Origin of the sequence: Nocardia carnea (assembly GCF_029868325.1) — a bacterium.
GTDB lineage: Bacteria > Actinomycetota > Actinomycetes > Mycobacteriales > Mycobacteriaceae > Nocardia > Nocardia carnea_C.
In genome coordinates this window covers 1-11,136 of record NZ_JARWNW010000123.1, presented here as the reverse complement: position 1 = coordinate 11,136, position 11,136 = coordinate 1, and the positions used below count along the sequence as shown (strand labels likewise).

Annotated in this window: 11 protein-coding genes; 7 read left to right on the top strand and 4 right to left on the bottom strand. The window is 67.1% G+C overall.

The window, feature by feature from the left end:
* Positions 1 to 118: 118 nt before the first annotated feature.
* The 3 genes from QH196_RS08845 to QH196_RS08835 all read right to left on the bottom strand — a co-directional run bounded on the left by QH196_RS08845 (position 119) and on the right by QH196_RS08835 (position 3,394).
* Positions 119 to 931: an alpha/beta fold hydrolase gene (locus tag QH196_RS08845; protein ID WP_280415276.1), complete on the bottom strand. Its 813-nt coding sequence runs from the start codon at positions 929 to 931 to the stop codon at positions 119 to 121.
* Between the two features lie 97 nt (positions 932 to 1,028).
* On the bottom strand, positions 1,029 to 2,375 hold the full coding sequence (locus tag QH196_RS08840) for an MFS transporter (protein ID WP_280415275.1): 1,347 nt from the start codon (positions 2,373 to 2,375) through the stop codon (positions 1,029 to 1,031).
* A 326-nt stretch (positions 2,376 to 2,701) separates the two neighbouring features.
* Positions 2,702 to 3,394 carry a TetR/AcrR family transcriptional regulator gene (locus QH196_RS08835; protein WP_280415274.1) on the bottom strand — a complete coding sequence of 231 codons (693 nt, stop codon included), beginning with the start codon at positions 3,392 to 3,394 and terminating at the stop codon, positions 2,702 to 2,704.
* Between the two features lie 154 nt (positions 3,395 to 3,548).
* On the opposite strand from QH196_RS08835, the gene QH196_RS08830 reads away from it, so the two are divergent.
* The 7 genes from QH196_RS08830 (at position 3,549) to QH196_RS08800 (ending at position 9,862) form a co-directional block, all read left to right on the top strand.
* Entirely contained in the window at positions 3,549 to 4,490 is a 942-nt protein-coding gene (locus tag QH196_RS08830; RefSeq protein WP_280415273.1) for a PDR/VanB family oxidoreductase, read from the top strand.
* A gap of 65 nt (positions 4,491 to 4,555) precedes the next feature.
* On the top strand, positions 4,556 to 5,782 hold the full coding sequence (locus tag QH196_RS08825) for a Rieske 2Fe-2S domain-containing protein (RefSeq protein WP_280415272.1): 1,227 nt from the start codon (positions 4,556 to 4,558) through the stop codon (positions 5,780 to 5,782).
* Between the two features lie 10 nt (positions 5,783 to 5,792).
* On the top strand, positions 5,793 to 6,605 hold the full coding sequence (locus tag QH196_RS08820) for an alpha/beta fold hydrolase (RefSeq protein ID WP_280415271.1): 813 nt from the start codon (positions 5,793 to 5,795) through the stop codon (positions 6,603 to 6,605).
* A 5-nt stretch (positions 6,606 to 6,610) separates the two neighbouring features.
* Entirely contained in the window at positions 6,611 to 6,745 is a 135-nt protein-coding gene (locus QH196_RS08815; RefSeq protein WP_280415270.1) for a hypothetical protein, read from the top strand.
* Positions 6,742 to 8,058 carry a M20/M25/M40 family metallo-hydrolase gene (locus QH196_RS08810; protein WP_280415269.1) on the top strand — a complete coding sequence of 439 codons (1,317 nt, stop codon included), beginning with the start codon at positions 6,742 to 6,744 and terminating at the stop codon, positions 8,056 to 8,058. The genes QH196_RS08815 and QH196_RS08810 overlap by 4 nt, the downstream gene beginning before the upstream one ends.
* Positions 8,055 to 9,026: a catechol 1,2-dioxygenase gene (locus QH196_RS08805; RefSeq protein ID WP_280415268.1), complete on the top strand. Its 972-nt coding sequence runs from the start codon at positions 8,055 to 8,057 to the stop codon at positions 9,024 to 9,026. Before QH196_RS08810 ends, QH196_RS08805 begins: the two co-directional genes overlap by 4 nt.
* Positions 9,023 to 9,862, top strand: a complete 840-nt coding sequence (locus QH196_RS08800) for an alpha/beta fold hydrolase (protein WP_280415267.1) — start codon at positions 9,023 to 9,025, stop codon at positions 9,860 to 9,862. The genes QH196_RS08805 and QH196_RS08800 overlap by 4 nt, the downstream gene beginning before the upstream one ends.
* A 164-nt stretch (positions 9,863 to 10,026) precedes the next feature.
* Here the strand turns inward: QH196_RS08800 and QH196_RS08795 are convergent, their stop codons facing one another.
* Complete coding sequence (locus tag QH196_RS08795) at positions 10,027 to 10,959, bottom strand: aldo/keto reductase (RefSeq protein ID WP_280415266.1); 933 nt, start codon at positions 10,957 to 10,959, stop codon at positions 10,027 to 10,029.
* Between the last annotated feature and the right edge of the window lie 177 nt (positions 10,960 to 11,136).

Sequence of the window (11,136 nt, the reverse complement as noted above, 5' to 3'; positions counted from 1 at the left end):
GGGGTCCCCCCCCCCCCCCCACCCCCCCCCCCCCCCCGGGGGGGGGGGGGGGGGGGGGGGGGGTCCCCCCGCCACTCCGAGTAGCCGTGAGTTCGGGCGAGGTGACCGGCCCCGAGGCTTACCCGGCCGATTCGAGGTGGCCGGCGATCAGGCGGATGAACTCGGCCGGGTGGTCGACCATAGGTGAGTGCCCGGCACCGGGCATCTCGACCGCGCGAGCGTCCGGGATACCCGATTCGAGGGCCGCCACATGTTCGGCGGTCCGCGCACAGTCCGCACTACCGCGGACGATCAGTGTCGATGCGGTGATGGCCCGCAGCCGGTCGGTCAGGTCGAGCGCGCGGGCCGCACCGAGAACCGAGCCCAGGTACGCGGGGTCGGTCCGCAATACCGCCTGAACGTAGGTTTCCCAATCGTCGCGGGGTGGCCGCGCACTGAACAGCATGCCGACGGCGTCCTCGACTGCGGTGCGGGAGGCCTCGGCACCGTTGCGGATACCCACGGTCCAGCGGTCGACGGCGGCGGCGAAGCCCGGCAAGGTCCCGACCGTGCTCGCTCCGGTGCCGACGAGGACGAGACGTCGTACCCGCTGAGGCACGGTCGAGGCGATGACCTGGGCGACGATGCCGCCGACCGAGTTACCCACCAGATCGACCTGGTCGAGATGTTCGGCGTCGAGCACAGCGAGGACGGCCTCGGCCAGCCCAGCGGGACCGGCCACCGGCGACCAGTCGTCGCCCGCGGCGGGCGAGTAGAAGTCGACCGCGTAGCACGGGCGTTCCGCAAAGGCCTCCATGGTCTCGGTCCAGAATTGCCAGCAACCGAACCACGGGTGCAGGAATACCGTCGGAATACCGGACGACGCCGATCCTGTCACATGATAGTCCAGCGTTGCGCCACCCAAAGAGATTGTGCGCCTGTCGATTTCCATATCTGTCCTCCAGGAAGGTCTGATGTGCGGCGGTGTCACAGGAATTGGCACCGGACACTCCCGGCGCGACCGTGCCGATGCCGAGTACGCGCAGCGTTCAGCTCGCGGCGGCTTCCGCCGGCGCGTGCCCCGGTTCACCGTCCGGCTCGGCCCGGGATTCGCCTGCCGCCGGCGGTGCGGACGGCAGACGCAGAGCCAGGCCGGCCAGCAGCGAGAGCACGGCCGTGCCCGACATGTAGAACGCGATGATGAGCCAGCTACCGGTGGAGTTCAGGATCATCGAGGACACCGAGGGCGCGATCGCATTTCCGGCGATGAGCCCGATCGTGATGCCGACCGACATACCGGTGAATCGGACGGCGGGCGGGAACACTTGGGAGAAGTAGGACGGCACAACCGCGTAGTTGGCCGAATAGCCGATGAAGATCAGCACGAATCCCAGAATCATCCAGCCCAGCTGGCGGGTGTCCATGAGGGCGAACCAGCAGAACGGCAGGACGATGAGTGATACCGCACCGCAGAGGAATACCCGGCGGACACCGAAGCGGTCGCCGATCGCGCCGAACAGCGGCAGGCTGATCAGGATGGCGACGGTGGCGGTCAGCAGTGTCGTGAGCACCGTACTGCTGCTGAGCCCGAGCGTGTTCTCGCCGTAGCTCAGCGAGTACACCGTTGTCATCGTGAATGCGGTACCTGTGGCGAGGATTCCCAACGCCACCAGGACAACGGTGCCCAGATGGTTGCGCAGGACGTCGACGACCGGCACCTGCTGGACCACACCCTTCTCTTCGGCTTCTTCGAATTCGGGTGTCTCTTCGAGTGTGGTGCGCGCGATCAGTCCGACGATCACGAGAACGCCGCTGAGCAGGAAGGGAATTCGCCACCCCCACGAGTACAGGGAGTCATCGGGCAGCTGGACGGCGGCGAGGAAGACGAGGTTGGCCAGGATCAAGCCGGCGGTGGCACCGGTATTGACCAGCGAGCCGAAGAAACCGCCCCTTCTGCCGGCATGTTCCACGGTCATCAGTACGGCGCCGCCGTATTCGCCACCGACGGAGAATCCCTGGGCCAGCCGGGCCAGTACCAGCAACACGGGAGCCGCCGCACCGATCTGGTCGTAGGTGGGCATGAGCCCGATCAGGAAGGTGGAGACACCCATCAGGAGGAGGGTCAGCACGAGGGCGGTTTTGCGTCCGATGCGGTCGCCGAAGTGCCCGAAGACGACAGCCCCGACCGGGCGGGCGATGAAGGCGACCGCGAAGGTGGCCAGCGACAACACCGTCGCCAGTGCCGGGTCGTCCGAGGAGAAGAACAGCTTCGGGAAGATCAGCGAGGCCGCCAACCCGTAGGCGGAGAAGTCGTAGTACTCGATCGTGGTGCCGATCCAGCTTGCGAAGGTGGCCTTCGCACGTTGTTTGCTGGATGACTGCGTTGTGGGGGACATGGTCTCCTCCGGGAAACAGGTCATGATGCTCGACCGTGCGGACAAGGACGGTTTGCAGAACATCGACCTGTCGAGGTCCCCCGTCCGAGGGGCAAGATCCACATCACGGGGAGCCGGATGCGCGTGGCGCGTTTTTACTGGGTAGCAGGGTGCACAGTCGATACGGCGGGTGACCGCGGCGACCGCTTTCGTACTTTGACTCGTACTATGTACGGGGCGCGACGGCGTGTCAATACCGGAAATACGGATTTAACCGAGGTTGATTTTTCCCCGAAGATGTGATGCCACCCACGGTAGACAGGAAGCGCCGGCAATCCGGCAGCAAGTCAGGAGCGAGCGGCCAGGGCGCGCACGGTGGCGTCGATATAGGCCTCGAGCCCGTCTGCGAACTGCGAATCGGACGGCAGATCGGCCACCTCTTCGGGGTGGCCCACGAGCTGCGGGAACTCCTCGATCGGCAGTCCGGCATAGAAGTGCGTGCGCTGACGGCGCTGTTCGGCATCCTCCCCTTCCGCCGACCGCCCCCACTGCCGCGGCATCTGATAGCTGGCGAAGCCGATCGCATAGGTGATGAGGAAACCGTAGCAACGCACGGCCTGGGGACCCGGAATTCCGGAGTCGACCAGTCGCTGAATAACCGCTTCCCAGGCCCCGCGGAGCGCGGCCGGACTGTCCGTGACGCGGGTGGCGAACAACCGGACGATGCTCGGATGCTCGCGCATCATCGCCAGCAAGGCATATCCCATGGCGCGGATGGCGTCGGCCGGTCCGGCGTCCGGACCCGGGGGTAGTTGCATACCTCCCAGCACATGGTCGGCCATACCGTCCAGAATCTCGTCTTTGCTGCGGAAGTAGCTGTAGAGCGTCATCGCCCCGACCCCCAGCTCGGCAGCGATCCGCCGCACCGTGAGCCGATCCAGATCCGATTCCGCATCGGCGATACGCAGGGCGGCCTCGATGATCCGCTCGGCGGTGAGCGACGTGTCGCGACGTCGAGACCGATTCGGTTGCGCGGGCATATAACTCCTCGTAGTGGCCGTCATTGCAGCGTATCGGACATTATCCGGTACTTCGTACCCCATCCGCCTCCTCCTCTGCCCCGCTGCGGAATTGCCTCTTGTTCCCACGAAGGGGTATTAAGTATCGTACTTAGTACGACCAGTGGAGGTGAACATGACCGACGGCGATGCGGGTGTCCTGGAACTCGAGGTCACCGCTTTACGGCAGGAATCGGATTGTGTGCTCAGCGTGGAGCTCGCCGATCCCCTGCGGCGCCTGTTGCCCGCATGGGAACCCGGCGCGCATATCGACCTCGGGCTTCCGGATCACCTGCGGCAGTACTCGCTCATGGGCGATCCGGCCGAGCGGGACAACTACCGGATCGCGGTACTGCGCGAGCCGGAGTCCGCGGGCGGATCCAGTTATGTGCATGCGATCCTCCGTCCCGGAGATCTGGTCGAGGTCGGCGGGCCGCGCAATAACTTTCCGCTGGTAGCGGCAGACGAGTACCTCATGATCGCGGGCGGTATCGGCATCACACCGTTGCTGCCGATGATCCGGCGGCTGCAGGCCGAGGGCACACCGTGGCGACTGCTCTACGGTGGACGTTCGCGCCGATCGATGGCATTCCTGTCCGATCTGGCCGGCGACGACCGCGTCCGGATACATCCGTTCGACGAGGTCGGCCACCTCGACCTGGATGCGGCCCTGGGCACACCGGCCGAGGGCACGGCCGTCTACTGTTGCGGCCCCGAAGGTCTCATCTCCGCGGTGGAACAGCGCTGCGCGTCGTGGCCCGCAGGCAGCCTGCATGTCGAGCGGTTCGCCGCACGTCCCCGCGACGACGAGGCCGACCTGCGGGCTTTCGAACTCGTCCTCGCCAAATCGGGCAAGCGGCTCACGGTGCCCGCCGACAGCACCGCCCTCGACGTCCTGGACGCGGCGGGTATCGACCTGCCCAACGCCTGCCGCGACGGAGTATGCGGCAGCTGCGAAACCCGCGTGCTCTCGGGTGTCCCCCTGCACCGCGACGCGCTGGCCGACCCCGATTGCACCGATGTCCTCTATCCGTGCGTATCACGTGCGCAGAGCGCGGAACTAGTACTCGACCTGTGACGATGACGCCCCTCGCGTCCGCCACCACACGTCCGACCGCCCCCGAGAAACCCGCTGGAGAAGATATGAGCGCCCCGAGCTCGCCGACCCCCGAAGCCGCCCCGCGCCGCGCCCCGCGCTCCCGCAAAGCCGCCCCCGCTCCCCTCGAGCCCGGCCCTCCCGTACAGGACGGCGCGGACTGGTCGGGCTGGCCGACCTACGACTCGGCCGCACACGGCTTCCGCGATTACTGGTATCCGACCGTCTGGGCGCACGAGGTCGGCGAGAAGCCGGTGCCGATCACCCTCGCCGGTGAACGTATCGTGCTGGTCCGCGACGGCGAGGTCGTACGCGGCCTGCACGACCGGTGCCCGCACCGCGGTGTGCCGCTGTCGCACGGTCGCCGCGAATTCCCCGGCACCATCAGCTGCGCCTATCACGGCTGGACCTTCGGCCTGGAGACCGGCAGGCTCGACGCGGTCATCACCGACGGTCCCGAAAGTCCCATCTGTGGAAAGCTCAGTGTCGCGACGTATCCGGTCGAGGAACGGCTGGGCCTGCTGTGGGTGTACATCGGCGATGTGGAGCCGGGCACCCAGCCCCCGCCCGTCGAGCGTGATATCCCCGCCGAGCTGATCGAGAACACTCTGGTGCTCGGCGGCCGCAACGATGTCCGCGAGGGCAACTGGCGCTTCGCCACCGAGAACGGCTTCGACGAGGGTCACGCCAAGTACCTGCACAACACCGCCCTGTGGCGCTTGTTCAAGGTCATGCCGACCTGGAACAAGACCCGGATCGTCGAAAAGGACGGCTGGCTGGTCCGCGTACAGGACGAACTCTATTGGGAGGCCGATTTCCCGGGCGTCGGCAAGTTCACGAACAAGCGGTGGTGGAAGCGGATCCCGCTGCCCGACCACCCGGGTAAGAACGGCGACGCCAACCCGGTTATCGACGCCATGGATATTCCGGGCTTCGTCTCGGTCCGGATGCCGGGCCTGCTGCGGGTGGCCTACCCGAAATTCATCCACTACGAATGGTATGTACCGGTCGATGCCGATCATGTGCGCTACGTACAGCTGATGGTGCGATTCGAAACCGGGCTCACCGCATTGGCATTCAAGGCGAAGTATCTCGCCGCATTCCGTTGGCTGTTCCACGGTCAGTTCACGCGCCAGGACGCCTGGATGGTGAACGTGACCGATGCCCCGCCGGAGCGCCTGTACCGTCCCGACCTGTCGATCACCGCGTGGCGGCGCCACGTCGAGCAGGTCGCGCCCAGGGTGCAGCCGACCGAAAAACGTATCGGCCACTGAGCGCGCTGCCGTGTCCAGGACAGAGCTGACCCACGGCTGGGCCGGCGCCGCGAGCGGTCCGGTGACCGTGGTGCTGCACGGCGGCGGTCCCGGTTGCCATGCGGTCTCCGATTTCGCCGCGGTGATGACGTTGCTCCCCGAGCGGCGCTGGCTGTGGGTGGATCTTCCCGGTTACGGAGGTTCGCCGAGCCGAACCGATGAGTCGGTACCGCGCCAGACAGTGGCGGCCCGCGCACTCGGCGAATTGCTCACGCGGCTGGGCTGCGGTCCTGTCGATGTCCTGGCCCAGTCACTGGGTGGGACCGTCGCACTGCATCTGGCAGCCGAACACCCCCCACTGTTGCGACGGCTGGTGGTGATCGGCAGCCAGCCCACCCCGGCCCCCGCCGGGCGAGTCGATGTGCGCCGCGATCCGGGCCTCGGCGGACGAGCGCGAGCACAGTACTACGGCGGTACCGGCCCCAGCCCCGAGAAGATGCGCGAGCTGCTCACCGAATTGGAGTGGTACGACGCGGATCTCGTCCCGGAAGCCACCGTCGCTGCCCGATACCTGGCCAGTACCACACCCACGGCACTGGCCGCTGCTACCGCATCCGCGCCCGCCGGCGATCCCGGCACCGATCCGGGTGCGGTGGCAGCCCCGACCTTGGTGGTGTGGGGCCGCCACGACCCGTTCGGCGGCCCCGATTACGCGAGTGCGCTCGCCGATGCCCTGCCCCGTGGCGATCTCGCGGTCATCGGGCGCACCGCCCACCACCCCCAGGCCGAGCGTCCCGCCACCGTCGCGGCCCTCACCGAAGCGTTCCTTACCGACTGGAGTTGATACCTGTGTCTCGCGTAATCGTTGTGCTGACCCTCGGCGCCGTAGCCGCCGGTGCTGTCGTCGCCGTCCGGCGGCCTCGCCTGTTCGCCCGCCTCTTCGGCGCCACCACGGTCCGGTCCTTCCAGCCGGGGGCGCGATGAGCGGCCCGAGCGCGGAGCAGCGCGGGTGGTTCGACACCGCCGCCGGCCTGGTGGATCCGAAGCGGCTCACCGATCTCGTCGTCGGCATGGTCGATATTGCGAGTCCCACCGGTGAGGAGGCCGAACTCGCCCACTGGCTGACCGCGACCCTCGACCGTGCCGGACTCGAGGCCCACTATCAGGAGATCGACGACCGGCAGGCCAATGCCGTCGGCCGGTTGCGTGGCGACGGCAGCGGTGAAGACCTGCTGCTCTACGCTCCCACCGACACCCTCACGGTCGGCGATCCCGACGAGGATGTCCCCTGGATCGGCCCCGAGTTGCGGGCGGATATGCAGCCCCGCGCCCAGGTGCACGGCGACCATGTTCTCGGACTGGGCGCCAGCAACCCCAAGGGGCACGCGGCCGCGATCGTCGCCGCCGCGGAGGTCATCGCCGAGGCCGGTATTCCGTTGCGCGGCGATCTGATCGTCGGGCTCGGCGCCGGTGGTATGCCCACCAACGGCCGCACAACCCGCGGTTTGACGCGGCGCAATGCCGGCCAGGGCGTCGGCTGCTCCTTCCTGCTCGAACAGGGCTGGTGGGCCGATCACGCGCTGATCGCCAAGCCCGGCTGGGCGGTGGCCTGGGAAGAAGTGGGGCTGTGCTGGTTCGAGGTCCGTGTGCGCGGCACCTACACCTATGTCGGCAGCCGGCACCGGATGCCCTACCGTAACGCGATCGCCGGCGCGGCCACCGTGATCGGCGAATTGGAGCGCTGGTTCCCCGAATACGCCGCCCGGCATACCGACGGTCTCGTCGCACCGCAGGGCATCGTGTCCTCGATCGAGGGCGGATGGCCGCGGATGGCCGCGGTCGCCCCGGCAGTGTGCCGGTTCATGATCGACCTGCGCACCAGCCCGCGCTCGACTCCCGCGCAGGTGCGTCGCGAGTTCGGTGCCGCCATTGCCGCGATCACCGCCGAACATCCGGATTTCGAGGTGGATTGGGACATGGTGCTGGCGATCCCGGGCACACATACTCCATCCGACAGCCCGGTCGTCGCCGCCGCCATCGCGGCCTGGGAGGCAGAGACCGGCCTGCCACACGAACCGATCGTCGCCAACAGCGGCGCCACCGACGCGAATATCCTGCGCGCCCGAGGCTTGCCGACCGCTCGTCTCGGCATGGACCGGATCGGGCCGGACGCTCCTCTGGCACTGGACTTCCCGTCCGGAATGAATGTTGTCGACATCCGGGAGGCAGTCCGGCTGACCCGGGCCATCGTGCACACCGCGATCACGTTGTGTACCCGAGAACGGAGTATCCCGTGAGTGAACTCGTAGTGGGTGTGGGTGCCTCGCACAGCACCCTGATGAATACGCACTGGGCGGAGGTGGACGATCTCGACGCGGCGCACCGATTCCGCGACGGCCTCGGCGCGGCACGAGCGGCGCTCGCCGAACAACGGCCCGATGCCCTCGTTGTCATCGGTTCCAACCACTTCCGCGGTATGTTCCTGGACCTGATGCCCGCCTTCACCATCGGCGTCGGCGAGGTCAACGGAGCCGGCGAGGCCCAGACCCCGGGCGGGCCACTGCCGGTGGATACCGCCCTCGCCCGCACTATCGTCGACGGGCTCGTCGGCGACGGCTTCGATCCGGCGTTCTCGCTGCGCATGACCGTCGATCACGGAATCACGCACTCGCTGCAGCATCTGGTGCCCGCACTCGATATCCCGATCGTTCCCGTCGTGATCAATATGTTCGCGCCGCCGCTGCCGTCCCTACCGCGCTGCCGCGATCTCGGCGCGGCCATCGGCGCGGCGATTGCGGGCGACGGTGCACGAAAGCGCGTGGCGGTCATCGCCTCCGGTGGCCTGTCGCATCGGCTGCCGTGGCCCAAATGGTTCGACGCGCTGTCGGAAGACGACCGGTTCCTGGTGCAGGCCTGGCTCAACGGCCGCACCTCCTGGAGCGAATACGAGGTCCGGCGCCGCCAGATCATCCGGGCCGCCGAACCCGATATCAACTCCGAATTCGACGAATGGTTCCTCGGCCTGCTCGAGTCCGGCGACCTCGGACCGTTGCTGGCCATGAGCGACGAGCAGATCGAGAAGGAGGCCGGAAACGGCGCCGCCGAGCTGCGTGCCTGGGTCGCGATGTCCGCGGCGCTGTCCGCGGCAGGCCCGGCACCACGACGTGTCACGGGACGCACACTCGCCTACGGCGCTGTCCCCAACTGGCTGACCGGCATGGGTGTCAGCCTGCTCACCCCCACCGACGAGGAGATTTCCGCATGACCATCTGGACCGATCTGGCCGGCACCGCTTTCGAGATGTCCTACGAACCGGTGAACGGCGCCCGCACCCGCGCGCTACGCGCCGGCAAGGGCGAGGCCGTCGTGATGTTGCACGGCACCAGCGGCCATCTCGAGGCCTTCGTCCGCAATGTGCCCACCTTCGCCGAGCATTTCGAGGTGCACGCCCTGGACATGCTGGGCCACGGCTACACCGACAATCCCGGCGGCGACCTGCGCATCCCCCGCTACGTGCAGCATGTTCTCGACTACCTCGACAGCCGCGGTATCGAGAAAGCCCACTTCATCGGTGAATCGCTCGGCGGCTGGGTATCCGGACGACTGGCTGCCGATCACCCCGACCGGGTCGGGCGGCTGGTCTTGGTCGCCCCCGGCGGAACCGTGGCCAACCCGCAGGTCATGGACCGTATCCGCACCAGCACCAAGGCCGCCGTGGCAAGCGACGACCGGGCCCTCACCCGGCAGCGGCTCGAACTGCTCATGCACGATTCGGCGAATGTGAGCGAAGAGCTGGTCGATGTGCGCCACACCATCTACCACCGTCCGCAGTTCGTCGCCGGCATCGACAACCTGCTGTGCCTGCAGAATATGGACAACCGCGTGGAGGATCTGCTCAGCCCCGAGCAGATGGCACGTATCACCGCCCCCACCCTCATCGTCTGGGGCGCGCAGAACCCGTTCGGCGATGTGCCGGAGGCGCAGCGTATGCACAAGTCGATCCCCGGTTCGAACCTGGAGATCTTCCCCGAATGCGGGCACTGGCCCCAGCACGAGCACTCGGGCCGTTTCAACGATCTGGCGCTGAAGTTCCTCATGTGACAGGCGGCCCTATCCCGCCGGCACCAGCAATTTCTCGCCTAGGTGCCGGCGGAGGCCGGGGTCCTGGATCCATCGCCCAGGGCGGCGGTCATCGCACACGCCCTATCCGCTTCGGCGCGCCGAAACCGCCTCGAACGCACTCGCAAGCCACGATTCGCAGTCCGCTAGACGTATGCCTTCTCGACCGCGGCGAGTTCCTCAGCACTCAGGCGCCAGGTGGCGGCATCGATATTCGCCGCGATCTGCTCCGGAGTGGTCGCACCGGTGATGACCGACGAGACACGAGGCTGCGAGAGCAGCCAGCAGATGGCCAGCTCCAAGATGGTGTGTCCCTGGTCCTTCGCAATCGCAGTCAACCGGTCCACCAGGGCGAAATTCGCGTCGGTCGCGTCACCGGCGAGGCGCGGCACCTCGGCCATACGTGATCCCGCCGGAAACTCGGTGCCCGCGGTGTACTTTCCCGTCAGCAGTCCGGACGCGAGCGGGAAGTACGGGATGATGCCCAGGTCGAACCGCTCGCACGCCGGGACGATTTCGTCCTCTACGGCCCGCTTCACCAGGCTCCATTCCACCTGAGTGCCACTGAAGCGAGTCACGCCGAGGTTCGCCGCGAGGTGATGGGCATCCGCTATCTGCCAGCCGGCGAGGTTCGAGGAGGCGATATAGCGAACCTTGCCCTGATGCACCAGATCGTCCAACGCCGCAAGAGTCTCCTCGATAGGCGTTCGCGGATCGGGAAAATGCAGGTAGTACAGATCGATATAGTCGGTGCCGAGCCGCCGCAGGCTCTCCTCGCACTCGCGAACGACATTACGTCGTGACCCCGTCGCCTGATCCGGCCCGGCCGGTTTCGGACCACCGAATTTCGTCGCGAGAACCACCTCCGGCCGTCGAGTCCCGAGCGCAGCCCCCAGGTATTCCTCCGAGGTGCCCTGCCCGTACATTTGCGCGGTATCGAACAGGGTGACGCCCAGGTCGAGAGCCCGGTGCACCACCGCGGCAGACTGCCGTCGATCGATCCGCATCCCGAAGTTGTTACATCCCAGACCGAGTGCCGACACGGTCAGACCACTGCGCCCGAACTGGCGATATTCCACGATCACGTTCTCCTATTCGCAGTTCCGCTACCTACGTGTTGGACGGCACGACGAACCCCGCCCCGGGCGGATCCCCGGCGGCGGGGTCATCTCGTCGGCAAATGCACTCAGGGTTTCGGTTCAACTCCGGTGTCTTCGACGGCAGCCGTGAACGCATCCCACGCATCCGGTCCGAAC

Excerpts from the sequence above, each read along its gene's own strand:
- QH196_RS08845 (WP_280415276.1), bottom strand. The coding sequence starts at position 931 with ATGGAAATCGACAGGCGCACAATCTCTTTGGGTGGCGCAACGCTGGAC.
- QH196_RS08840 (WP_280415275.1), bottom strand. The coding sequence starts at position 2,375 with ATGTCCCCCACAACGCAGTCATCCAGCAAACAACGTGCGAAGGCCACC.
- QH196_RS08835 (WP_280415274.1), bottom strand. The coding sequence starts at position 3,394 with ATGCCCGCGCAACCGAATCGGTCTCGACGTCGCGACACGTCGCTCACC.
- QH196_RS08830 (WP_280415273.1), top strand. The coding sequence starts at position 3,549 with ATGACCGACGGCGATGCGGGTGTCCTGGAACTCGAGGTCACCGCTTTA.
- QH196_RS08825 (WP_280415272.1), top strand. The coding sequence starts at position 4,556 with ATGAGCGCCCCGAGCTCGCCGACCCCCGAAGCCGCCCCGCGCCGCGCC.
- QH196_RS08810 (WP_280415269.1), top strand. The coding sequence starts at position 6,742 with ATGAGCGGCCCGAGCGCGGAGCAGCGCGGGTGGTTCGACACCGCCGCC.
- QH196_RS08800 (WP_280415267.1), top strand. The coding sequence starts at position 9,023 with ATGACCATCTGGACCGATCTGGCCGGCACCGCTTTCGAGATGTCCTAC.